At 39.8% G+C, this 26,187-nt stretch carries 18 protein-coding genes and 1 pseudogene; 4 read left to right on the forward strand and 15 right to left on the reverse strand.

What is annotated here, in order from left to right; genetic code table 11:
* From VGE44_RS00685 to VGE44_RS00695, 3 genes are all read right to left on the reverse strand, one after another.
* The coding region (locus tag VGE44_RS00685) for an ABC transporter permease (protein ID WP_331075846.1) at nucleotides 1–1,878 on the reverse strand (1,878 nt) is incomplete at its 3' end.
* Nucleotides 1,879–2,102: 224 nt separating this feature from the next.
* Nucleotides 2,103–4,577, reverse strand: a complete 2,475-nt coding sequence (locus VGE44_RS00690; RefSeq protein WP_331075847.1) for an ABC transporter permease — start codon at nucleotides 4,575–4,577, stop codon at nucleotides 2,103–2,105.
* A 113-nt stretch (nucleotides 4,578–4,690) separates the two neighbouring features.
* Nucleotides 4,691–5,368: an ABC transporter ATP-binding protein gene (locus VGE44_RS00695; RefSeq protein WP_331075848.1), complete on the reverse strand. Its 678-nt coding sequence runs from the start codon at nucleotides 5,366–5,368 to the stop codon at nucleotides 4,691–4,693.
* A gap of 160 nt (nucleotides 5,369–5,528) precedes the next feature.
* Here VGE44_RS00695 and VGE44_RS00700 point away from each other — a divergent pair, with 160 nt between their 5' ends.
* Entirely contained in the window at nucleotides 5,529–5,879 is a 351-nt protein-coding gene (locus tag VGE44_RS00700; RefSeq protein ID WP_331075849.1) for a four helix bundle protein, read from the forward strand.
* Nucleotides 5,880–5,986: 107 nt separating this feature from the next.
* On the opposite strand, the gene VGE44_RS00705 is transcribed toward VGE44_RS00700, so the two are convergent.
* Nucleotides 5,987–7,195: an efflux RND transporter periplasmic adaptor subunit gene (locus tag VGE44_RS00705; protein ID WP_331075850.1), complete on the reverse strand. Its 1,209-nt coding sequence runs from the start codon at nucleotides 7,193–7,195 to the stop codon at nucleotides 5,987–5,989.
* A 426-nt stretch (nucleotides 7,196–7,621) separates the two neighbouring features.
* Between VGE44_RS00705 and VGE44_RS00710 the strand changes: the two genes are divergently transcribed.
* The 3 genes from VGE44_RS00710 (at nucleotide 7,622) to VGE44_RS00720 (ending at nucleotide 13,899) form a co-directional block, all read left to right on the forward strand.
* Entirely contained in the window at nucleotides 7,622–8,968 is a 1,347-nt protein-coding gene (locus tag VGE44_RS00710; RefSeq protein ID WP_331075851.1) for a sigma-54 dependent transcriptional regulator, read from the forward strand.
* A gap of 98 nt (nucleotides 8,969–9,066) precedes the next feature.
* Complete coding sequence (locus VGE44_RS00715; RefSeq protein ID WP_331075852.1) at nucleotides 9,067–10,296, forward strand: HAMP domain-containing sensor histidine kinase; 1,230 nt, start codon at nucleotides 9,067–9,069, stop codon at nucleotides 10,294–10,296.
* A gap of 1,032 nt (nucleotides 10,297–11,328) precedes the next feature.
* The gene (locus tag VGE44_RS00720) at nucleotides 11,329–13,899 is read left to right on the forward strand and encodes a TonB-dependent receptor (RefSeq protein ID WP_331075853.1); all 2,571 of its coding nucleotides are present in this window, start codon (nucleotides 11,329–11,331) and stop codon (nucleotides 13,897–13,899) included.
* 156 nt (nucleotides 13,900–14,055) lie between these two features.
* On the opposite strand, the gene nagA is transcribed toward VGE44_RS00720, so the two are convergent.
* The 11 genes and pseudogenes from nagA to VGE44_RS00770 all read right to left on the reverse strand — a co-directional run bounded on the left by nagA (nucleotide 14,056) and on the right by VGE44_RS00770 (nucleotide 26,175).
* Nucleotides 14,056–15,243, reverse strand: coding sequence for an N-acetylglucosamine-6-phosphate deacetylase (gene nagA, locus VGE44_RS00725; RefSeq protein ID WP_331075854.1), 1,188 nt, complete (start codon nucleotides 15,241–15,243; stop codon nucleotides 14,056–14,058).
* Nucleotides 15,244–15,441: 198 nt separating this feature from the next.
* Nucleotides 15,442–16,485, reverse strand: coding sequence for a Gfo/Idh/MocA family oxidoreductase (locus tag VGE44_RS00730; protein ID WP_331075855.1), 1,044 nt, complete (start codon nucleotides 16,483–16,485; stop codon nucleotides 15,442–15,444).
* Nucleotides 16,486–16,656: 171 nt separating this feature from the next.
* Entirely contained in the window at nucleotides 16,657–17,721 is a 1,065-nt protein-coding gene (locus VGE44_RS00735; protein ID WP_331075856.1) for a PmoA family protein, read from the reverse strand.
* A 37-nt stretch (nucleotides 17,722–17,758) separates the two neighbouring features.
* A complete protein-coding gene (locus VGE44_RS00740) occupies nucleotides 17,759–19,123 on the reverse strand; it encodes a Gfo/Idh/MocA family oxidoreductase (protein ID WP_331075857.1) in 1,365 nt (454 codons plus the stop codon).
* 88 nt (nucleotides 19,124–19,211) lie between these two features.
* Nucleotides 19,212–20,129 (reverse strand): sugar phosphate isomerase/epimerase family protein, encoded by a 918-nt coding sequence (locus VGE44_RS00745; RefSeq protein ID WP_331075858.1) that lies wholly within the window; start codon nucleotides 20,127–20,129, stop codon nucleotides 19,212–19,214.
* A gap of 71 nt (nucleotides 20,130–20,200) precedes the next feature.
* Nucleotides 20,201–20,390: pseudogene (locus VGE44_RS18470) on the reverse strand (hypothetical protein); the annotation flags it as partial.
* Between the two features lie 190 nt (nucleotides 20,391–20,580).
* A complete protein-coding gene (locus VGE44_RS00750; protein WP_331075859.1) occupies nucleotides 20,581–22,545 on the reverse strand; it encodes a carboxypeptidase-like regulatory domain-containing protein in 1,965 nt (654 codons plus the stop codon).
* 5 nt (nucleotides 22,546–22,550) lie between these two features.
* The gene (locus tag VGE44_RS00755; RefSeq protein WP_331075860.1) at nucleotides 22,551–23,525 is read right to left on the reverse strand and encodes a FecR family protein; all 975 of its coding nucleotides are present in this window, start codon (nucleotides 23,523–23,525) and stop codon (nucleotides 22,551–22,553) included.
* Nucleotides 23,522–24,097, reverse strand: a complete 576-nt coding sequence (locus VGE44_RS00760) for an RNA polymerase sigma-70 factor (protein WP_331075861.1) — start codon at nucleotides 24,095–24,097, stop codon at nucleotides 23,522–23,524. The genes VGE44_RS00755 and VGE44_RS00760 overlap by 4 nt, the downstream gene beginning before the upstream one ends.
* 297 nt (nucleotides 24,098–24,394) lie before the next feature.
* Entirely contained in the window at nucleotides 24,395–25,180 is a 786-nt protein-coding gene (locus tag VGE44_RS00765; RefSeq protein ID WP_331075862.1) for an SDR family NAD(P)-dependent oxidoreductase, read from the reverse strand.
* The gene (locus VGE44_RS00770; protein ID WP_331075863.1) at nucleotides 25,168–26,175 is read right to left on the reverse strand and encodes an NAD-dependent epimerase/dehydratase family protein; all 1,008 of its coding nucleotides are present in this window, start codon (nucleotides 26,173–26,175) and stop codon (nucleotides 25,168–25,170) included. The genes VGE44_RS00765 and VGE44_RS00770 overlap by 13 nt, the downstream gene beginning before the upstream one ends.
* Nucleotides 26,176–26,187 lie beyond the last annotated feature (12 nt).

A 26,187-nucleotide genomic window follows, 5' to 3' on the forward strand; every position in this document is an offset into this window, starting at 1 on the left:
TGACTCCGTATTGTTTAACTGAGTTCGGACTACAACAACACTGCCCCAACGATTCTTCCGGAGCACCAAAGGTTCTATGGCGTACTGTAATGGCTTAAAATTAAAGTCCTTAACTACCCCGATGATCATACCCCTTTTACCGCCCCAATCAAGCCACTTCCCGCTCGCATTCTCAACCGTCATTCCCATCAGTTTTACCGCGGTTTCATTGATCACAAAATTGGCTGAATCACCTTTAAATTCGTTCGAGAAGCTGCGACCGCTCAAGACTTTTGTCTTGAAAACATCCATGAAATTTTCATCAATATCAATCGATGGTATCACAGGTTGTGAGCCCTCTGCTTTGCCTTCCCATTCCACATCAGTGTTGCCGCTGGTCAGATTGATGGGAAGGTCAGATATGATGGAGAAATTATTTATAAATCTGGATTGCTTAAGGGCATCTTTCAATGATTCCTGCTTTCCCCAGAGATCACCTTTCATAGGCATATAAAGGAGATTTTCCTTTTCAAATCCAACATTCCGCTCCCTTATATAATTGAGCTGCTTGTAAACGACAGCCGTGCCGGCCAGCAAAATAATAGATACTACAAACTGAGTTATAACCAGCGAATTACGGAAAAGCAGATCGCCTCTACCTGTAAGAAGTTTACCTTTAAGCACACTAATGGGCTTGAAGCCGGAAAGAAACAAAGCAGGGTAGCTGCCTGATATCAGTCCGGTAAAGAGTGCAATACTGAAAAGTGTTATCAGTAAACCACCTTCAAACAGTTCCAGATTTAGTTCTTTTCCAGCCAATGAATTAAAGGCTGGCAGAAGGCCCCAGACGATGCCTATCGCTAATACTACCGATATAAATGAGATTAACACCGACTCACCCAAAAACTGCAATATCAGCTGCTGACGTCCGGCCCCTACAACTTTTCTGAGGCCTACTTCCTTTGCCCTTCTTGCGGATCTGGCTGTAGCCAGGTTCATGAAGTTGATGCATGCTACTACCAGGATGAATAAAGCTACAATAAAAAAGATGTTTACGTACTGAATATTTCCCCGGTCGGCATTATCTATTTGTAAATTTGATTTCAGGTGAATGTCATGTACCGGCTGAAGATTAAATCCTGGCTTAAGACCATCAGGATTATGCTGCAGATAAACGGTCTTGATTTGGTTATTGAGAGCAACAATTTTCGTGTCCGACAGATCAACATTCTTCTTTAATTGGATATAAGTGTAAAAATTAAAATTCCCGTATGTTTTTGTTTTAAGATCGTTGTCTGTGGGATAAAGTGCCGACATTGGCATCAATATGCTAAACTTAAGATGTGTGTTTGGCACCTTGTCTGAGACTATACCAGTAACGATCAGATTCTGCTCATTAGCGATCTGAATGGTTTTTCCTATGGCATCCGCATCAGCAAAATACTTTTTTGCAATGGACTGGGTGATTATCACGGCATCGGGGCGGCTCATTGCCGTTTGAGCGTTACCCTGCACAAGTGGGAAAGAAAACACCTGCAGAAAATTCGAGTCAGCATAATAAACATCCTTCTCTTCTAACTTGAGGTTTCCAACTGCAAACAGGCGGGATTTTGTTGAACTTGTACGAACGGTTGTTTCAATCTCGGGCATAGCAGCCTGCAATCCCTCTGCCATTCCTGCCGGGCTCACTGCCGAGTTAAAGTCTCCAACATGGCAGGTTAAACGAAACAGTCTTTCAGAGTTCGGATGCATTTTATCATAACTCTGCTCATTCTGCACCCATAGCAAAATAAAGATGCTGCAAGCCATACCAATAGCCAGCCCGCTAATGTTTAGGAAAGAATAGGCCTTGTGGCGAATGAGGTTACGAAATGCGATTTTGAAGTAGTTCTTAAGCATTTTGCTTTGGGTTATGAGCTGTGGGAAATCAGCTTTGTGTATGTTTAATATTTTAGTTACTTACCATCTATTTTAAATTTATTACTCAATAGTTCAAGGCTCTTTGCTGTGGGCTGTGAGAAATGGGCTTCATTCTGGTTTAATTATTGAATTTTATTTATCATAACACTATTTCTTATCTTGTTTGCTCATTGCTCACAGCTCACAGCTCACAGCTCATAGCCTCACTCCGACCTAAGACTCTTCACCGGATTCATCAGCGCTGCTTTAATTGCTTTAAAACTCACCGTGAAAAGTGCGATGAAAACAGCAGCCAGGCCTGAAATTGCAAAGACCTTCCAGTTTATATGAACACGGTATGCAAAATCCCCAAGCCATTTATCCATAATCCACCAGGCTATAGGCGATGCAATGATTATGGCTATAAATACCAGTTTTATAAAATCTCTGGATAGTAAACCGACAATATTATGTACAGTTGCTCCCAGTACTTTCCTGACACCTATTTCCTTGATACGCTGCTCTGCCGAATAGGATGCCAGACCGAATAAACCAAGACAGGCGATGAAGATAGCAAGTGCTGCAAATGTGATAAATACTCTTCCAGTACGCTCTTCGCTCTTATATAAACTATTAAAGTCATCATCCAGGAAGGAATAAAGGAAAGGCTGAGAACTCATCTTATCGAATGAATGATACCTTGATTTAATCTGAGCTATAACACTGGAAACGTCTTCAGTTTTTAGACGAAAAGTAAACTGTCCGCCATGTTTAGAATAATGCATCAGGAGAGGTTCAGTTCCATATCTCAGAGACCCGGCATTAAAATCTTTTACCACTCCCACTATATGGTATTCTTCCACACTATTTTTTCCGGAATTGAAGTCATATACTTTAGCATTCAGGGGATTTTCAAAGCCAAATGCACGGGCAGCAGTTTCATTGATGATGATCGCAGATGAATCTGAAGCCATCTTCTCCGAGAAGTTTCTTCCCTCCACAATCTGCATCTTCAGGGTAGGAATATATCCGGCATCCACATTCCAGTCAACAATTGTTTGTGTCTGACTTGCACTCATCGTTGCATCCCTGGAGTAGGCATTTTTATTCCAATCATTTGCTGTGGAAGTTGGAAGGTTTCCTGATAGTGATCCCGACAGTACCCCGGGGATCCCCAGCACCTCATTCTTAAAAGTCTCGGTATGCCCACCTAATGCGTAGGCATTCCTTATAACCAGTACCTGCTCCCTGTTGTAGCCCAAATCTTTATTTCTGATAAAATCTAACTGCCCATAAATTATCAGAGTTCCCGCGATCAGAATAATAGCGATAGTAAACTGAAAGACCACCAGTGCATTTCTGAGTTTATAACCTTTGATGTTCAGAACAAATTTACCTTTCAGAATTTCTACCGGGTCAAAGGCAGACAGAACAAAGGCCGGATAAATGCTTGCCAGCAAGCCACTGAGCAATGCCACGCACAAAAGGCCAGGCAATAGCCAAAAGATAATTGAAGAATACAGGGTAATTTCTTTTCCTGCCAGTTGGTTCAGGTAAGGTAAGAGCAGGATGATAATACCCACAGAAAGAACAAAAGCAACTATGCCTGTAAGCAGCGATTCCGTTAAAAACTGCAGGATCAAATTTGGTCTTCCCGAACCAACCACCTTACGCACCCCTATTTCCTTCGCACGTCCGGCCGACCGCGCCGTAGATAAATTCATAAAATTAATGCAAGCAATTAGCAGAATGATCAAGCCAATGATTCCCGAGATATATACATATTGAATATTTCCGGAAGGTTCCAACTCGGAAGAAAGCGTAGAGTTCAAATGTATTTGCGTCAGGGGAATTGTGGAATACTTAAAATAACCACCCTTTTTCTCGAGTTCAGCGAACGTGCTATGTGCGCGGTCGATCACCTGCGGCTCTGCATATTTTCTTGCTATTTCCTTTAAATATGTATCCAGATTGGCTTGAGAAGTGCCCTCCCTGAGAAGAACATATGTTGCAAAAGAATTGCTCAGCCAAAAATCTGATCTTGCAGACTCCTGTCCTGACAGAGAGGCAATAAAATTAAAGTGAATATGTGATTGTGGAGGCGTGTCTTTTATCACCCCTGTTATTTTGTACAGCATCGTATTTTCCACCTTAAGTGTTTTGCCGATCACATCAAGAGTATTAAAATATTTCTTTGCTATGGATGCAGAAATAACCATCGAATTTGGGCCTGACAATGCCGTTTTCGGATCTCCTGCAAGCATAGGAAGCGTAAAAACATTAAACAGGGTTGAGTCGGCAGAAAAAGCATTCGGTTCAACAAATGTTTCACCTCCCTTTTCGACCAATATATTACCCCCGTCGGTAATGCGTACAACTTGTTCAACCTGAGGATAAGTTTTAACTAAGGCGGCTGCCAGGGGAGCTGGTGTAACCCGGTCATTAAACTCACTTTCGTTAATTTTGACACTGGTATTAATACGATAAACCCTGTCGGCATATTTATTATAGCGGTCATACGCAAGTTCATCCAGTACGAATAATCCAATCAATGAAAAAATTGCCAGGCCAAGAGCAAGCCCGAATATATTGATTGCTGAGAAAGCTTTGCTTCTTAATAAGCTTCGCCAGGCGATTTTGAGGTAGTTTTTTAGCATGGTGCTTTGGGCTATGAGCTGTGGGAAATCAGCTTCGTTCATATTCAATAATCAATGTTTATCAAAATTTCATTTTTCGTTCGTTTGATGGAAGCTCAAAGCTCATTGCCAATTCGTTTGGCGGAGGCTCATTGCTCAAAGCTCAGGGCTCAAGGCTAAACAAGTATATTCTCCGTAACCGTCTGCCCATCCAGCATTCTTATAATCCGGTGGGTATATTTTGCATCATGCTCAGAGTGGGTCACCATGATGATTGTGGTTCCCTGCTCATTCAGTTCTGTTAAAAGCTGCATCACTTCATTACCATTGGAAGAGTCAAGATTACCTGTTGGCTCATCGGCAAGAATCAGCTTTGGGTTGTTTACGACTGCTCTCGCTACAGCTACGCGCTGCTGCTGACCACCCGAAAGTTGCTGAGGAAAGTGATTCTTCCTGTGCATAATCTGCATTTTATCAAGTACTGCTTCTACCCTTTCCTTACGTTCGCTTGCTTTCACTTTGGTGTAGATGAGCGGTAATTCTACATTTTCATAAACTGAAAGTTCATCAATCAGATTAAAACTCTGGAAGACAAAACCGATGTTATGCTTTCTAAGATCAGAACGCTTACGTTCATTAAACTTTGCTACTTCGATGCCATTAAACAAATAGCTTCCGCCATCAGGATCATCAAGTAATCCAAGGATGTTCAATAAAGTAGATTTACCACAGCCAGATGGTCCCATGATGGCTACGAATTCACCTTGTTTAACTTCGAAAGAGAGGTTGTTCAGGGCGATGGTTTCTACTTCTTCTGTGCGGTAGAATTTTTGGAGGTCGGTAATACGGATCATTTTGCTGTGAGATATGGGCTATGGGCTGTGAGCTTTTGCGAGACGCTTAATGCATTCAGTAAATAGCGTTATTTGAATTTATGTGTTATTTGATTGAGTTAACGGTTAATTTTTATCAGTTCAACTTTTAAAGATTAATTTTAATTATAACAAATTATTTATGAGAGATTTTAAGCAGCTCAGTTTTTGGCACAGGAGTCATTCTTTAACTTTAAAATTATACTTGCACACAAAATCATCTTTCCCTAAGGATGAAATGTATGGGTTGATTTCCCAAATAAGAAGATCCGGCTCGTCAATACCAACAAATATTGCAGAGGGTTGTGGACGAAATTCTAATCCCGATTTCAAACGGTTTTTAGTTATGTCGACTGGTTCATGCTCAGAACTTGAATACCAGTTGATGCTCTCAAAAGATTTGGGATACCTTTCAGAAACGGTGTTCAATGAGTTAATTAAAGAAGTTGTCGAAATTCGTAAATCCATTTATAGTTATATTAAAACGTTATGAGATTGGGGCTATGGGATTTGAGCTCTGGGCATACTACTCATTGCTCACTTCTGATTGCTCATTGCTCACTTCTCATTACTCATCTCTCATTGCTCATTTCTCATCTCTCATTTCTCCTTCAACACCAACTCCTGTATCGTCCCATAATTATCATATCCGGATGTTATCACCTTATCCCCTGCCTGCAAACCGCCCAATACTTCATAATAATCAGGATTCTGTCCACCCAACTGGATGTCTGTTTTATAAGCTATGCTGCCATCTTTATTCAGCTTAAAGATCCAGTTTCCACCAGTTTGCTGAAAGAAGCCTCCGCGTGGCAGTAGTAATGATTGTTTGGCATCACTGAGAGTAACCCTGATCTGCAGGCTCTGTCCGCGGCGGATATCTTTTGGAACCTCGCCAACATATTCCATATCAACCTGAAAACGTCCATTGGTTACCTGAGTATATACCTTTTTAATTTTAAGGGTATAGGTTTTGTTATTCATCGGGTAATCGGCAATAAGACCGGTAAATATCCTGGAGATATAATGTTCATCAATCTCGGCACGGATTTTAAATCCGCTCAATACATCGATCTGGCCTAAACGCTCACCTTTATTTTTATTCTGGCCTATCTCGGCATCAAGTGAAGTTAATTGCCCATCTACTGGGGCACGGACAATCAGATCACCTACCTTTTTCCGCATTACTGCGAGGGCATTACGTGTACGCTCATAGGATTGAGCAGTCTGATCAAGCTCCTGCTTGGTAGACACTTCATCCTCTTTAAGAATCTGTTCAGTAAGGTTTTTCCTTTTGACCTGGTAATCGTATGCAATCTTAGACTGCTGAAATTCCTGAGATCCTATTACCTTTTGGTCGTATAATTTTTTATTAAGGGTATAAAGTCTTTCGGCTTCTTTAAATGCATTGTCGGCATCAGCCATCTGGTTCAGTTTACTTATAGTATTCTGGCGGGCTGCGTTACGGGAAATCTGCATTTGGGTAAGCAGATTAAATACCGATGTTTCCTGATTCACGAGATTTAACTCCAGATCAGTATTTGATAGGCGAAGGATTGGTTCACCTTTTTTCATAACAGCCCCATCTTCAACAAATTTCTCCTCAACCCGGCCGCCTTCTGCTGCATCGAGATAAATGGTGCTTACCGGCAACACAATACCATTTACAGGAATTGATTCCTGAAATGTACCCATTTTTATCTCACTGATCGTAATCCGCTCAGTCTCTACATTCAGCCGGCTGTTCCCGGACGTAAAATAATAACTTGCTGCAATCAGGGCAACAATACCAGCAATACCTGCTATCATCAGGATCCTTTTGCTTGTCCACGTCTTCTTTGGTATAACTCTATCCACTTTGGTATATTTCTATTCTGTTTGTTCTCTATAATACAATCTTGTGCCAAACATACAAAATGCTGATAAACAGACTACTATCCCGATTTAAGCTCATAGTCTCCGTTCGCTAACGTGCATCGGGTGTCCGTTTTTGATACAATACTGTTAAAGAAGAATTATTTGAGTGATTGATTTACAACAGATTAAGTAAAGTGGTATGTTTATAGCTGTTTTTGGGCTGTCGGCGATGAGATATGAGAATTGAGCTGTGAAACACGGGCTATATCCTCAGGGACAATATTTAAACTTATAAAGATTATCATTATTAATTTTATCATTAATTTACGCTTGAAAAGAGCTCAGAGCTGAATGCCCATGGCTCACTACCCCATCCCCATGCAATTAAAAGACGCCTCCATACTAATTACAGATGATGATCCGGATGTACTAACAGCCGTCAGATTATTATTAAAACCATTGGTAAAAGAGGTTATCGTTGAAAAAAATCCTGAAAATTTACCTGCTATCCTTTCCCGTCAGCAATTTGATCTGGTATTGCTGGATATGAATTTTAAAAGTGCAATTAATACCGGAAATGAAGGTTTCTTCTGGCTTAATAAGATTAAAACTTTAAAACCCGATTTAGCGGTAATTATGATTACAGCTTATGGAGATATTGATCTGGCGGTCAGATCGCTTAAACAAGGTGCTTCAGATTTCGTTATCAAGCCATGGCATAATGAATTGCTTATTGAAACCATAGCAGAAGCCATAAAACCAAAGGGGAAATCGTCAGCTTCCAAGCCTTCTGCAAAAGATTCAGGACCACAAATGATCGGTGAATCTGATATTATCCGTGATATATTATATAAGCTGAATAAGATTGCACCAACCGATGCCAACATATTAATACTGGGTGAAAATGGAACAGGAAAAGACCTGATCGCAAAAGCAATTCATAACCGATCACTCCGTTCCGAAAAACCTTTCATTAAAGTTGATGTTGGAGCATTAACCGACAGTCTGTTCGAAAGTGAACTATTCGGACATAAAAAAGGAGCATTCACAGATGCGCGCGAAGACAGAGTCGGCCGATTTGAAGCCGCACATGGGGGAACGCTTTTCCTTGATGAGATCGGTAATATTTCATTACAGCAACAGGCTAAATTATTGAGTGTTTTACAGAACCGGCAGGTAATTAAACTTGGAAGTAATGAACCCATTGCTGTAGATATCCGTCTGATCTGTGCAACGAACCTTCCATTGAGCGAACTTGCAAATGAAGCTCGTTTCAGAAAAGACCTTGTTTATAGAATCAATACGATGGAACTCATGGTTCCTCCTCTCAGATACCGGGGAAATGATATTTTACTTCTGGCCAAACACTTCATTAAGGTTTATGCTGACAAATACATGAAGCCGGCTCCTGAACTCGATAAAAAAGCGCAGGAGAAACTAATGAACTATTCATTTCCTGGCAATGTAAGAGAACTTCAATACACCATAGAACGTGCGGTAATCATGGCTGAAGACACCACCCTTCAGGTAGGAGACCTGATATTCTCTCCACTTGAAACACAGCATGCTGCTTCAGTCCCGACCGATTTCAACCTCAATAACCTTGAAAAAAATGCCATACTCCTGGTAATCGAAAAGCATGGTGGAAATATTACCAAAGCTGCAAAAGAACTCGGATTAACCCGAACAGCCCTTTATCGCAGACTAAGCAAGTATGACTTATAATGAATCGGGTTAAATTAAGGATACTGTTCAGAGCAATTGGTCTTTTTTCCACCCTGTGTCTTGCTGCATTTTTAATTAACAGAAATCACTTTGCTTATTTGTTAATATTAGTACCGATAATCTTATATCAGCTATTCCTGATTTATCGCAGCCAACTTTTACTTTATAAAGAACTTGATCAATTTTCGCAGGCACTACATTACCGTGATTTCTCCAGGAATTTTAACACAGGCACAAATTCCGAGCTTGGTCCGCTGTACCAGAATTTCAACAAAATAAGCCGCTTATTTCAACAGGTATCAAGGGATAAAGAAACGCAATACCAGTATCTCCAAAAAATTCTTGAGTTAGTAAATACCGGGATTCTATCCTATGAAAGTGATAGCAGAGAGATAATCTGGATGAATGAATCCTTAAAAAATATGCTTGACATGCCCTATATAAAGAATTTAAATTCCTTTGCCAAGAGGGATGAAAATCTTTACCAGGCAATTGATTCACTCAGGCCGGGACAGTCAAAAATTACTACTATACTCAGCAAAAAATTATCTGTAAAAGTCCTGCTTTCAGCTACCGCCTTCCAAACCAATGGTATAAGATATCAATTAATAGCCTTCCAAAATATCAATGAAGCACTCGATGAAACAGAATCAAAGGCATGGCAAAAGCTATTAAGTGTTCTGACTCATGAGATCATGAATTCAATCGCACCGATATCATCTCTTGCAGATACGATCAAGAATCGTTTAAGCAGTTTGGATAAACGTCTCGATACAGATAATGGGCTGGCCGATCTAGAACTTGGAATCAGCACGATCAAACGACGAAGCGAAGGCCTGTTGAAATTCGCGGAAACCTATCGCAATCTGAACAAAATTACCAAACCGAATTTACAGCCGGTTTATGTCCGGGACCTGTTTGAGAATCTTCATTCACTAATGCAGCCTACCCTGCTTCAAAAAAACATCGAACTGGATATCATATTAAAAGATCCCAACCTGATCCTTAAGGCTGACACTACGCTTATAGAGCAGGTACTGATTAATCTGTTGGTAAACGCTATTGATGCTGTAAAGAATATCCCCAATCCCATAATTACTTTAAATGCAGAGTTTATCAATGATAAAACCATTGTAAGGATTAATGACAATGGTGTAGGGATTGAGGAGGATGTGCTCGATAAAATTTTTATTCCTTTTTTCAGCACCCGAAAAAATGGAAGCGGTATCGGACTTACTCTTTGCAAACAAATTATGATGCTTCATGGTGGCAATATCCAGGTTGTTTCTAAAACAGGGGAAGGAACCAGCTTTATTTTGCAGTTCTAAACAAAAAATGAAAGATTTTCACTTTCATAACTAAACCTGAATTCGATATAAAATCTTGCGGACTAATTAGATTGATGGATATTCTTTTTCTTAGAAAGCAGAGCTTGTGGCTCTTCGGTCCTGCCGGTCCCGGGTTCTGCCTGGTTTTTTACAAAAGATTTAGTAGATATCATTAAACTCATTAATCAAAAGCTAAAGCTGCCCCCCTCAGGTTTATTTCACGTGGCTTATGGTCCTGTTGCCGGGCTGTCGGTTCCAATGAAAAACGGTCCCGGGTAAAATAAACCTTGCCGGAGGAGGTATCTTCCGGCTATCCGTAATTTGAATCAGAACGCGATTTCCTGCCGGAAATACTCCGGAGGAAAGGGCTGAATCAGCCTATAACACACAGGTATTGGTTTCCAAAATCAATGCGGCTCCAGAGCCTTATCTGACTCGTTATAACCGTAGTTTTTGCACTACCTAATATCGAACTCAGACTAACTTAAGCGAAAACCATCTTAAAAAGTTAACTAATCATCTTAACTACTAATAAAGCAACAATCCTGAAATAAGGAACACGAACATTAGTTCGGTTTGTGACTCCCATACATTAAACAAACAATGCCATACCTTCCATTAGACCCAGTTTTGTCAGGAAATTTAAAATGCTAAGTTGAACTTAATTCAGTTTTCATAACTATTTCAATTTGTGCAATAACAGTATTGAGCCCTATAAAGCCTTCAGGAATATCACTGGCGCAGAAATTATTGCCGTTTCCTATCCAAAATCTTTCTTAAAAATAAAATAAAATTATAATTATATAAAGTCTATGGATTTAGTAGATTTTAATTATAATTGCACCGTGAAATCATCCCGCAGCTGCGGGATCAATACAAATAAGAAACAGATGAAAAAAACAGTACACTCTAAAAAAATTAACCCTTCAATCTCTCCTTCCCTATCAAGCCAACGATGTTGTTGTTGATATAAAACATCACAAACTATTCTCTATTTAATCTTTTTTCCAATTCTTATAAAAACATCATAAAATGAAATATCTGTCGTATAAATTAAAATTTTTGCTTTTAGCTATCTTTCTTATTCAAAATATATCCTCATCTGCCCAGCAGGTAATTATAGGCACGGTTAAAGACACTCAAGGCCAGCCTTTGCCAGGTGCGACTATAGCAATAAGGGGAACTACCATTTCTACAAAAGCCGATTCTGTTGGACAATTCAGGCTTAACGTAACACAGGAAGCACCGTTCTTTATCAGAGCAACATTTATTGGATTCAAACCCCAGGATTTTCAGATACTAAAAATCGACAATACGCCCATCCAGCTCCAGCTTGTTGATGATGCATTACTTGAAGAAATTGTGGTAACATCAAGACGCCGTTCAGAGGTATTGCAGGATGTTCCAATACCGATTTCAGTTGTGGGCAGAGCTCAGATTGAGGACTCCGGTTCTTTCAACGTAACAAGGATTAAAGAACTTATTCCATCAGTTCAGATGTATACCTCCAATCCCAGAAATACAGGGGTTAATATCAGAGGAATTGGTTCTCCATTCGGTCTTACCAATGACGGACTTGACCCGGGTGTGGGCTATTATGTTGACGGCGTATATTATGCTCGCCCGGCGGCAGCAACCCTTGACTTTATAGATATTGATCGTGTCGAGGTTTTGCGCGGTCCACAGGGTACATTATTTGGCAAAAACACCAGTGCAGGTGCCTTTAATATCGTGACCCGTAAAGCGAGCTTTACTCCTGATTACAGTTTCGAGACCAGTTTCGGAAATTATGGATTTATTCAGGCAAAAGCTTCAGTAACGGGTCCTTTAAGTAAAAAACTTGCAGCACGTCTTTCTTTTTCGGGAACCCAGCGTAATGGTGTTGTGGAAAATGTTCGTACGGGTAAATTCACAAATGATATCAATAACCTGGGTTTCCGTGGCCAATTATTGTTCAAACCTAATGACAACACCTTTATCACCTTAGCGGCAGATGCATCAGATCAGCAGCCTGATGGTTATGCCCAGGTGGTGGCCGGTGTAGTAACTACCAAACGTCCGGCATATCGCCAGTTTGATGCGATCATAGCCGATCTTAACTATACCCTGCCAAGCCGGAATGCATTCGATCGTAAGATTGATCATGATACTCCCTGGAATTCCGGCAACGAGCTGGGTGGTGTTTCACTGAATGCTGAGACAAAATTAGGTCCCGGTACATTGACTTCCACTACCGCATGGCGTTACTGGAACTGGGATCCTTCAAATGACCGCGACTTTACCGGCTTACAGGCTTTGGCAAAATCTCAAAACCCTGCAGAGCATCGTAACTGGTCGCAGGAAGTTCGTTATGCAGGTCAGCTGACTGAGAAATTAAGCGGAGTAGTAGGCTTATTTTATATTGACCAGGAAGTAAAAATCAATGGAACTGAAGAATCAGGAACAGCTCAATGGCGCTTTTCGCAAAGCTCAATCAGTGCCTTATGGAGAACACCTGGTCTTTTGGAAGGTTATGGAATCTACACCAACGCTTCTATTATATCCCAAAGTGCTGCAGCATTTGCAAGTATAGACTGGGAAATCGCAACCGGTTTTCACATATTGCCGGGCGTTCGATTTAATTACGACAATAAAGATGTAGACTACAAACGGGTGGCAAGAGGTGGATTACAAACTACAGATGCCGCATTATTAGCGATTAAGACCGGAGTTTATAGTGATCAATCATACCTTGCCAGCGCGGATGAACGGAATTTCACCTACTCGCTTACCGCATCTTACAGACCGAACAGACATCTTAATGCTTTTGCTACTTACTCTACAAGCTTTAAACCTGTTGGGGTTAATGTGGCAGGTTTACCGACTGTAAATGGGGCGGCCGCAACGGATCTGGCAGTCATTAAACCTGAGGACACCAAGCATTATGAACTTGGCTTAAAAAGCACGCCAGCAGATAATTTAACCCTGAACCTAACCTTCCATAATTCGGATATCAAAGATTACCAGACCAATGTTCAATCACCTCAATTAGGTGTTAATCGCGGTTATATAGCCAATGCAGAGAAAGTAAATGTTAAGGGGGCTGAACTGGACTTTAGTTTAAGGGCTAATAACAACTTCTCGTTCTATGGTGCAGCTGCTTATACTGAAGCAACTTATGTCCGCTTTACAAATGCACCACTTCCACTTGAAGAAACCGGATTAAGTGTAAATGGAGTTCAGGTTGCATTTAAGGATATTTCAGGAGGTGATCTTCCTGGTATCTCCAAATGGGCAGGATCATTAGGTGGTGAATATGCAACACAAGCAAAATTCTTTAAAAAGGATGCAAAATTCTTTACCGCTTTAGATGGCTATTTCCGTTCTTCATTCTCATCTAGCCCATCCCCTTCTGCTTATCTGAATATAGATGGCTATGCCCTTATCAATGGAAGAATCGGGTATAAAGCCACCAAGGGCTTCTCTGCCTATTTATGGGGACGGAATTTGTTTAATAAGGACTATTTCGAACAATTATTGCCGGCGGGAGGCAATGCAGGGCATTATGCAGGTGTACTGGGTGACCCAAGAACCTACGGACTTACCTTAAGATTTGCATTATAAATAGACATGAGAGGTGAGATATGAGAAATCCAATTAACACTTAGTGGTCAATCACTGACAGCGGATACCTGCTAACAGGCAAAGATTCAAGGATCAAGAGTCTGTTAGCAGCATATGTCATGAGGTCAAATATGATGTTATTCAAAAGCCAATAGCTCACAGCTCATATACTACTCTCCCCTTTATAATGGTGGTCTGAACATTAATATCTTTGTCAAAGATGACGATATCAGCATCTTTCCCTTTTACAAGTGAGCCTTTTTTATCTACTACATTCATAATTCTTGCAGGTGTACTGCTCATCATTCTGACTGCCTCAAGAAGCGGAACATCAGCCATATTGATCATATTTCTTACCAGGCGATCGGTAGTGGCAACGCTCCCGGCGAAACAAGTTCGATCAGGTAGTTTAGCTACCCCATCTTCTATAATAACCTTTAAACCTGTATTCAAATTCCCTATTATACTCTCACCTTCAGGCATACTTGCCCCACGAATTGCATCGGTGATCAGCGCAATCCTATCCGGACCTTTTATCTTATAAATAAGTTTCAGTAGTGGCGCAGGAAGATGGATTCCATCCGCAATAATTTCAACATCCATTTCATCAATCAGAAATGCACTTTCTATCGCACCTGCATAACGAAAAGCATTCCTTCTGCTTACCCCCGACATGCCCGAATAAAGATGGGTTGCCAGAGTGTAACCGTTTTCGAATCCTTCAAGGACTTCCTCATAAATCGCGTCGGTATGAGCTAATGCGGGCAGGATCCCTTTTGAAATGAGATACCTGGCAAATGGAATTGCCCCTTTCAGTTCGGGCGCTGCACTCCAGCGTTTGATCGAATTTGAGCTGGCTATTACGTCCATATATTCCTCTGGATCAGGGTCCCTGATATATCTGGGATCCTGAGCTCCACGTTGATTCATCGCAAAATAAGGCCCCTCCAAATGCATTCCCAGGAATTGAGAACCATTGATGTTTTTTTTATTTGCCTTGTCGTATAACTCAAGTGTATGAAGCAGATCTTTCTTCTCACTCGTCAATGTGGTTGGCGACATGGCAGTGGTACCATACCTTGCATGTGTTTCTGCTGCCTTGAGAAAGGCGGTTTCGCTGCCATCCATAAAATCATGCCCTCCACCCCCATGCACATGAATATCAATAAAACCGGGAGAAATATAATTTCCATTCGCATTGATTTCAATGGCATCACTTACTTCTATATCTCCTTCTTTTACCTCAGTGATAATCCCATCAGTTATCAGTACAGTTCCCTGAGGAATCATACGGTAAGGAGTAAGGATTTTACCATTGAAGATTTTTAATCGTTGTATATTCATATTTGTAGATTCGATTTTCAAAACTAATTTGACTTAAGTGAATTGAATTTCAATCCTTCAATCACAGGGTTAGGTTCCCTCGTTCTGCCCGGTATGACATCCTGCTCTAAATCAAAATAATTGGCATCTTTATTCCTTAACTATCTTAACCTTTTCAGATTTACACCATCCTGTATAATAATTTCAATCTGCAATTTTTTAATCATGTTTTAAGTGTATTTGTTTCCCTTCCCTTGCTGATTCATAAATAGCCAATATAATCTCAACTGCTTTACGGGCTTCATCTCCACTGATTTCAAAAGGTCTGCCGGCCTCAACAGATGCAATAAAGGCTTCAATATTTTTTTGATGTGATTGATACGAAATTGCCGCCGGATCGGACACTCCTCCGCCGCCTTCAATTTCCTTAAAACTTTTTAAAATTTGTATATCTTCTTCTGTTTGATCTGCAAATTGCCAAACCGTAAAAGCATTTTCAACCATGATTGCAGTCCCCTTTGTACCGGTAATTTCTATACGACGAAACTGACCAGGAAAAGAGGCTGTAGAACCATAAATTCCACCTAAAGCCTGATTACTGAATTTCACAATGGCTGTTGCAGTGTCTTCGACTTCTATATCATGGCCTCTTGTTGCTATATAAGCTTGTAAAGAATCGACAGGCCCCATTAAGTACTGAAGGAGATCGATCATATGAATAGACTGGTTCATTAAGGCCCCACCACCATCAAGTTTCCAGGTGCCACGCCAGCTATTACTGTAATACTCATCACTTCTCCACCAGGGCACATGAACAGATGCATAGCTAATACTACCGAACCGACCCTGATCAATTGCATTCTTTAAAAGCGCTACCGCATCATTAAATCGATAATTGAAAATTCCTCCTAAAGAAGTCCCGGCCTTTTTATGGGCTTCAATCATTTTCTCAATTCGTTCCAAAGAAATTTCAAGAGGCTTTTCGCATATCACATGCTTGCCACAGCGTGCTGCTTCTATTGCAGGCTCCATGTGGTGCCCGCTAGGCGTTGCTACTGTTACAATATCAATATCTTGCGAACGAAGCATTTCCTCATAATTTGCAAATGCCTTTAATTTATGTTTCTCAGCAAATTTTCTGGACTTAACCGGATCAGAACCACAAACGCCTACGAGAGTCGCATTTTCTATATTCTGAATTGCTTTTACATGAATATCAGCAATCATTCCGGTTCCTATTATTCCAAAATTCCAGTTCCTCATAGATCTGTTGTCGGTTATCTGTTGTCGGTGATATACTACTAAATGTCAAATGAACTGTTAATAGTCCTTGTTCTTTATTATTTGATCTGGGTGTTGGGTATTAGGCATTAGGTGTTAGGTAATTAACTGATGTCATGGAGGCTCTCAATGTCGGGAAGAACTAGTTTTAACTTAATATTTAGACGCGAAATTATCGGCTAGCATATTGATCTCAGCATCGCTTAAATGAGATCCTGAACTAATAATAATCCGGTATTTTAGAGTAAGAGATCCTCCAGCGGGGATAACATAATTTAATTCCTCTTTACCGTTGGTAAAGTCCTTTACTCCAAATGGATTTGCCGCAAATAATCCATAACCACGAGCGTGCCAGTATGTCGGATAACTCAGATTTTCAGGATGGTCACAAATGACCATAGATATTTTTTCTCCACCTATATTTCCATACAAATCCATCCATTTTGAGCGCTTACCCCAGACTGCTTCTCCGGTAATACCCTCGCTGCTTCTATAGTTCCCCGTTACATCTTCATTTGACATTTTCTTTACAGTTGTAGGATTGCCATTAGCATCAGTCAGAGTAACATCTTCTTTTGATGGCAATTCCAATTGTCGCGCGACACGAATGCCAAAACTTCCCTCCTTAGTGTCTTTCATAGTGACAGGTATATTACCAGCAGTCAGAGTAGTGATGCGATCGATAATACGCGTTGATCCTTTCGCTATAAAATGCAACTCAGTCCTTTCTGCAAGAAGTTGCTTTCCATCCGGAGCTATCCAGCCTGCAGTAGTAATCATCGATCCTTCTCCAGTACCGCCCGAAAGCTTCTCAATACTAATGTGTTTTATTTCCCCTGCCTTAACATTTCTTTTCCCTTCAGAGCCATTGCCCCAGAAATCAATTCCATTGACATTCCCATAATTTAACCAGTTACCTACCTGATGTATATGATCACGTCGTTCACCCTCTCTGGCTTTAATAGGAAAACCACGGGTTACCGGGGTTCCTGCGGCAGTGAGTAAAGGATAAAGAATTGGTTTATATACTGTATCGGGCCACCAATATGAAGTAAAGAGTTTTCCGTCAATTATTACATCAACCTTCTTACTGGCTCCATTTTTAACGAATTTAACCACCGGTCCTTTGCTCTTCTGAATCCGATTTTGAGCTGCAGAACTATATGCTAAGGCTATTATGACAATGAATGCCATAATTGAAACAAATTTTATTTTCATCTGTTTATTTAATAAAACTATTGATATTTTATTTGAATTAAACCTTAGATGGTACCACATAAGGGCTACGGTATACTCTTGTCAGCATCTTATCAGCTTCCGGGTTATTTACAAACTTTTCTGTAGCTCCGTTAAACTTCAATTCACTTCCTCCTAAACGATATGAAATATTGGCCATAAAAGGAATTGCTGAAGAATAATGTCCGTCCTGAATATCGCAATGAAGAGTCTCATCTTTACCCGACTTGATCGCATCAAGGAAATTTATATAATGTTCCGTATCAGTTGAGCCAGTAAGAGAGGCGACCTCCGCAGTTACTATTTTTGAACCTGCAAATGGTTCCTTATCCTGCTTCCTGAAAGCTTTCCAGGTACCGCCATCAATTTCAAGGTATCCCTCACTGCCATAAAACACATTACCGATCTTAATACCCAGACTTGATTCAGCATTTGAATGTCTGCCCCTGGTTTCAAACTCCAGGATTTTCCCGTCCTTGTATTTAGCCACTGAAATTTGTGTATTCGGAGTTTGCTGAGCACATTCTGCCGGATTAATGCCGTAAATACCGCCTGTAGAAAAAATCGACACGGGATGTTCGTTTTTATTAAGACCCCACCTGGCTACATCAAATTGATGAGGGCCCTGATTTCCGGTATCACCATTACCAGTATCCCAGAACCAATGCCAGTTATAATGTCCTCTTTTTTCATTATAAGGACGGGAAGGAGCCGGACCTAACCAACGATCATAATGGAGGCTCGCTGGTGGAGTACTGTCTGGAGCTATACCAAATGAATCCCTGGGTTTGATGCAAAGCCCGCGTGCCATATAAACCTCTCCGATTCCTCCTTCATGAAGAAATTTCATTGCCTCTATCACATTAGGTATTGAGCGATTCTGAAATCCAACCTGAATACGCTTATTATATTTACGGGAAGCCTCGATCATCTTTCTACCTTCCCATATATTATGGGAAGAAGGTTTCTCTACATACACGTGTTTACCTGCCTGACAAGCCCAGATAGTGCCGAGTGCGTGCCAATGGTTCGGAGTTGCAAATGATACAGCATCAATTTCTTTATCATCCAATACTTTACGCATATCCCATTCGGTTAAAGGTTTGGCTCCGGTCTTATCGAAAACCGTTTTAGAGCGGGGGTCAAAAAACTGCTCATCAGTATCGCACAAAGTTTTGATGCGTACATTATGGCTGTCTTTAAGATTACACCAGGCATCGATATGGGAAACACCCCTGCCCCGAATACCAATAACTGCCACATTAATCCGATCGTTAGCACCAATGATTGATCCATAGGACTTTGCACTGAGACCTATGCCGGTAACTGCTATGCCTGCACTTCCTATCAGGGTTTTCTTAATAAAATCTCTTCTTTGAGTCATTTTTATAAATTTAAAATTGATTTATGTTTAAATGAATGATGTTAATGGCTATCTCATATCTCGTGTCTCATGTCTCATATCTCATATCTCATATTTTGGCCGCCAAATCTTTGAACACTGCTAATTGTCCTTTCATAGCGCTTATCCTGTCAGCCGGTGTAGAACTTGCTTCGAGAAGTATCCAACCCTTATAGTCTATCCCTGCTAAAAGATTAAATAGTTTCTGATAGGGATAATCATTCGCAGTTAATTCCCGAACATGCACTGTGTCACCGATCCATTGTTTTACCATATTAAAGTTGCCCTCGATGCCTGGAGGATTCAGGTCAACAGGATTACTGTTCCAGCAGATTTTAACATTGGGTTCAATCACCTGATCAAAAATTGCTTTCATATTGGGCAATTCCTGCGTAATTGGCCCATGCGCTTCAACTCTAACTATAAGACCGTAATCTGCGGCAAATTTCCCAACCTCATTCAATGAATCAGCAATTTGTGTAATGGTTTTTTCTCTTGGCACACCGGCGGGTAAGTTATTAGGTTTTACTTTAATCCCGCTTGCCCCAATATCTTTACAGAGCTTAATATATTCCTTAGTCTGTTCAATATTCTGACGGAGAATAGTCTGATCAGGATTATGGTATTCAAAATTCGATCCGTATCCAACACAAGTCACCGGACTATCAGCGAATCTTCTTTTAACCTCGGCTCGTTGGGCAGCGCTAAGGCTGGTCTCAACACCATGTGCATGTTGAGTACGAAGCTCTACCGCCTGAAAACCCGTCTTCTCACAGTTGGAAATAACAGTGGGTAAATCCCAATCCTTACCCCACTGATAAGTAACAAGCCCAAATCTCATTGCTGATTCTTTTATATTTAAGCCTGAATCAGACCCCGTGTGTCTGTTTGCATCAAGTATTGATGCATATGATCCGGCACCACTTATTACAAGTCCGGCTCCTATAGTCAGGCTCTCCTTAATAAAATTTCTACGATTATTCTTCATTTCAAAAAGCTTGTATCGTTAATTATTCATAAGTTAAAATATTTTAATCGATTTCAAATAAAGAAATGGGACTAAAAATTAACAACAAATACAATATTTAACGAGTTCGGATATAAGCTTTGTTTATCATCGTTTTCAAAAACGATGTTTAGGGAAAGCTTTTTAGGAAATAATGGTAAGTAAAGAGTGCTCCCATTGTATTTATCAAGATTTGTTGATTGATCGATGCCTGATATGTTGCAGCTTGCAAATATTTTTAAGTCATGGTTACAGATTCTATAATGGCTCCTTTTCACAGCAGTATCTTATCGGCCAGTACGTTTTCATGAAGAGCATCAAAAAGGCTCGTTAACAGAGAATTAAATCCGATTAATAAAAACTATTAGATTCCATACAGAAGAAACTGAAATTCAGGACGACTAAATACAGAAGTGGAGAATAACTAAAAAAGTCAAAAGAAAATCAGCCCTAAATCCCATCCTATCCATCCTTTAAATCTTTGATCTGAAGAATTAAAACTAATATGTCTATCCCTAATATAAGTGTAGTTCCCTATCTGATTGGAATAGAAAATATTTAGTGCAGGGCCGGCAGTCAGAGCAATCCATTTATTAAACTCATAATTAAGTTTCAAATCCACCCTATTCAATAGATTGGTCCCTTTCCATTCCCTTCGGTAAAGATATCTGCTGCTGATTTCAGGATTAAAATACAACTGCTTATTGATATTCATTTCCTTGCCAAAACCAAGGCCAAAAGCCTGCAGCTTACCATTTCTATTCATGCCAGCCATCAGCATAGTATAAAGCTTCTCATTCCCCGTTTTAATGGCCAGATTAAGATCTATGGTTTCATTCGATGTCAGGCCAACTTTGTGATAACCTTTTCGAAATAGATTAAATAATCCGATGTTATACCCACTGGCAGTATCGGCTATATTTATAAGTCCGAACTGAAATCCTTTAAATTCTTTAGCATAATTGAAAACACCTGCTATCTGAACACCCTCAGCTTTATGGGAAGAGAAGTTTCCAAGTAAAGATATCCTCAGACCTTTAAAGGTTTTGCTGTAATTTGAAATGCCGGCCAACTCAACGCCTTGTGTATGCCCTGAATTATAATTGCCCAGCATCGCAAGTTTTACGCCTTTTACATTGTTACCGGTATAGTTAAAAGTCCCTGATTGAAAACCATTAAAGCTATTGCTTATATTATTATATCCCAGGGATAACTGAACTCCTTCGAAATCACCCTTAATGTGATTAGAAAGACCTCCCATTTGCAGTCCATTAAAATACCCCTGAATTCGGTTGTGTCCAAGTGAGACCTGTACCCCGATAAAACCATCTCCTATATTATTGTATAAACCGCCTACTTGAAACCCATTAAAAGACCCGGTTACACGATTATACCCTAAGGTAACCTGTGTTGCTTTCGCACTGTCCAGCACATTATTATATAGTCCTGCTACCTGCAGACCCCTTACCTTACCTCCTACCAGGTTAAAGGCTCCTCCAAACTGGAACCATTCTGCGTCCTGTTTAGTAATATTGAACAACAAACCTACCTCCATCCCCTCAACCCCTGCGCTGTACCCTCCTGTTGCATTAAAGGAGAACTTATTTATAACCTGTCCGCTTAATGAACCATGAGAACTTAAGCCCGGGCTAAGAGAAAGCTGTACTGGCGCCTGAGCTATAAAACTTCCGATATTAAGAGATTGTATTCTTTGTTTAGATGTTACCAGCATCCTTCCAACCCTTGTTTTTTCAACCTTTGATAAATCCCCCAGTAAATAATCGCCGCTGATCTTTCCCTGCTCCGGCCTAACAATTACTTCCGAAAGGAAAAGAGTGTTGAGGTCTTTATAGTTCTCTTTGCTAACTGTGATTCTGATAGTTCGGGGGAAGTTTTTAAGTCTTAACGTAAAAAAACCATCCTGATCGGTAATTGCAGATTGAAGTAAATTCTTTTCATAGACACTTGCACTCACAACGGGATTATGGGTATTCTTATCAACTATCTGACCTTTTATTACAAATTGATTGGAATAATTAAACGATTCTTCCAGGAGCAGTGTTGACTCTAATGGAGCATATCTAAGGATAACAAAATTGTGAGTTTCCTGGTATTCAAATTGATTTTTCAGTAACCTGTCAAGTACTTCTCCAATACTTACATTTTCTGCATACAGATTTACAATGCTATCAAGTGGAATGATATTGCTGTTAAATGAAAATTTGAACCCTCCCCTTTCTTCAAGTAATTGCAAGACGTTTTCTAGTTTTTGATTATCCAGCTTTAAAAAGATATTCTTTCCCAAAAGAGACTGCCCGCTACTTGTGGTACCCAAAAGTGTGAGGGCAGTCAGTAATACCATGCTGAATTTAAGAAGCAGTTTCTTGCTTTGCTCCATGTAAACTATTTTAACAGAATTTGCTTCCCCTGATATTCTACATTTATATTAAATGTCGCTGCAATAACTTTAAGAATCTGATCCAGTGATTCATCATGAAACACGGTTGTAAGAGGCAGTTCTTTTAATGAAGGCCTGGTAATAATGATATTTACCTCAAACTTTTCATTCAGGATTTCCATAAGCTCTGATAATGGAGTCCCATCACACACAAGTTCATTGCTGAAATAATAGTCGTAAAGTCTCCCCTTAGATGTTTCTTTTAACAAGCCTGTCATACCCGGATGCACCTGAACCTTTTCTCCGGCATGTAACTTAATATGCTCATTGTCTTTAGTCACCTCAACTATTCCGCTTTTAACAATCACAACAGTTTGGTTATTGCGACTTTTTATATTAAAAGAAGTTCCGACCACTTTTACAGAAATATCATTTACCTTGATTACAAAGGGTTGTTCCTTATCACTTTTAACCTCAAAAAATGCTTCGCCCTTTAACTGTACAGATCTGATATTGCCTGCAAATTTACCAGGATAAGAGATAAAAGAATTCTTATTAAGTCTTACTGTGGAGCCATCCGGCAAAGTCTGCTGCAACACACCGCCATTTGTCTGGACTGCCACCAGTTTGGCATTATTATAAAGTAAGGGATAAGTAAACCAGATAATGGTTCCCACGATAAGGATAGCGGCAGCAATCCGTATAAATGAACTGACAGAAAACAAGTTCTTCCCTTTACTGTTTCCGGATTCTTTTTGCATCCGTTGATGCAATCGGCTAAGAGCTTCACTTTCATTCACAGCATTATCCGGATTAAGCTGACTTGTTTCAATAATAAGCTTAAAAGCATTGAAATAACTAAGATTGCTTTTATCTGCCTCCATCCACTTTTCTACCTGTAATTGTTCAGCCGGACTGGCTTCCTTCAGCAAATATTTTACAAGGAGATCGTCTTTTATATGAGTATTAGTTTTATTCATAAGGTTTGAGTTAGATAAATTAAAAATGCGGGTAAGAAGTCCATCAATTTCAAACGAAGAATTTTCAATGCCTTACCCATCTGGTATTCAACCGCCTTTATAGAGATATTCAACTGTTCAGCTATTTCGTAATATTTAAGTTGTTCAAATCGGCTCATTTGAAAAACAGATGCGCAATCTTCAGGCAATTCATTTATAGCCATAAAGAGTTGCTTCTTGAGCTCCATAGCGGATAATTCTTTTGATAAATCGCTTTCAATATGTTCCGGCTTACTGTTGTAATGTGTCTGAAAAGAGGATCTCACTTTTTTGTGTTTAATATAATTAAGACATTCGTTGTGTACTGACCTGTAAAGAAAGGATTTCAGGTACCCATCAATCTTCAGTTGATGTTTTTTCTCCCAAATCCTGCAAAATACATTTTGCACTACCTCTTCTGCGCTATCCCGGTCATTGATCAGTTTTAATGCATAGGAATACAGATTTTTATAGTACTTTATAAACACCCGATCAAATGCCGGTCTGTCTCCGGCCAGTATTAATTCAATAAGCTGGTTATCGCTATTCTCCAATTGATTTTGAGATTATATATTAAATATCATACAATGAAATTACATTATGATTTAGTAAGAGTCTGAATAAATTCTGGATAGACAAATCTCTATAAAGATCAATACACATGCTGAAATTATTGAAACTGACCAAGCAAGTATTATCACTATGAAACGTCAGCGATATTCCTCTCATACATCCTGAAATTACTAAGATTCTGTTCTGTATAGCAAGCACTTCAAAATGACTTTTAAGCAAAGAATAATAGATCTTTTTTGAAAATCCATCATTTAAACAAAGGCCCTCATCCAGAGTTTTCATGAGATCATATTTAATTTACGTTTAATAATCATCCCTTTAATAAATCCAGGTAAAAAACTATCGAGTATAACTAAGAAGCGATTCAATGTCCCTGGGATTATTTCTCGTTTACCTTTTAAAAGACCTTCAACTGCCTCTTTAGCAACCTCATCGGGCTCCAGTATTGTTGCTTTTGATATCCCCTTCAAAGAATGATTGAGTACCAGCAACTCAGGTTTGGTATTAATCCCCCCCGGACTCAATAAGCTTATATGCACCAATGATCCGGATTGCTCTATTTGAAGGCATTTGGTGAAATATGTAATAAAAGACTTAGTGGCACCATAAACCTGTTTGCGTGGGACTATAAAACGCCCACCCAAACTTCCAACATTCAATATATAGGAATGATTAGCTTTACTAACATGACCAAGAAATAGTCGTGTTAGTAAAACCGTACTGGTTATATTCAGATCAATCTGTGTTTTATAAAAATCGATACTTTTATCCTCGAACCATGACCAGTTTCCCAGACCGGCATTATTGATAAGTATGTCAATAAGCAAGTGCATTTCTTTAATCCTTTTAAAGATGTCTTCAAAAAGCTCAGCTTTGGTGAGATCGAGCTCAAAATAAACAACCTCTACATTAAAATTAGACCGTATGAATGCAGCCAGTTCAGGAAGCCCTGAGTTTGGCAGGGAAATTAAGATGAGATTTATATTGCGGCTTGCAAGTTCAAAAGCAAAAGATTTTCCTAAACCCTCACTCGCACCAGTAACTAACGCCCTTAGTTTCTGCATATTCTTTGATTTTGTAAATAATGAACTGTTTTTCCCATTCCCAAAGCAAAAGGAGTTATCTTATAATTCAAGTGTTCAATTGCCTTTGCGCTGCTATATTTCTGGTCATATTTCAGCCGATCCGCAAATTCCGGCAAAAAGACCGGAGGTATACCCGTGATCTGGGTTTTCAGCCAATCTACCTGACTGTACATTTTTATCATTTTTTGTGGTATCCTTAACATCTGAAGGTGTTTACCCGTCAGCTCAAATAAGGTCTCAAAAAATCGGTTGAAGCTAATATCCTCTCCCCCCAATATATATCGGTTACCTTTCAAGCCGTATTCCATTGCAGCAATATGTCCTTCCACTACATCATCTAAAAAGGCATAATTTGCAACACTGTCACCTTTCCCAGGAATAATTCTCCATGTGCCATTCAGGTAGCCTTTTATCATTTTACTTACGGTGTTACTATCCGTAACCGGACCCTCCCCGAAAACCCGGGATGGGTTAACCGTTACAATATTTAATCCCTGGTCGACAAATGAATTCACTTCCAGCTCAGCCAGAAACTTAGTCCGCTCGTATACAATAGGAAAACCGGCAATCCGGGGAGAATATTCATCCATCGGATGCTTTATTGTCGGCCCCCAAACACCGCAGGTAGAAGTGTACACCAGCTTTTGAACATTCAGGAACATAGCCGTCTTAAGAACATTACGAGTACCGAGAACATTTACATCATAAAATTCCCTGTTATTCCTGCACCACATTTTTGCCATAGCCGCAGTATGATAGACGAATTGACAGCCATTCATTCCATGCTTTAAACTGCTTTCATCAAGGATATCTCCATTATAAAAGCTGATATTTTCATGTTTAAGCAAAAAAGGATGATTTACATTTCTGCATAATGCATGAACCAGATATCCTCTTTTTGCGAGTGCATAACATAAGCTCCGGCCTATAAAACCACTGGCTCCGGTAACAAAAACTTTGATATTATTATTCATCTGATCTAAAGC

Origin of the sequence: Daejeonella sp., from assembly GCF_036405355.1 — a bacterium.
Classification (GTDB): domain Bacteria; phylum Bacteroidota; class Bacteroidia; order Sphingobacteriales; family Sphingobacteriaceae; genus Daejeonella.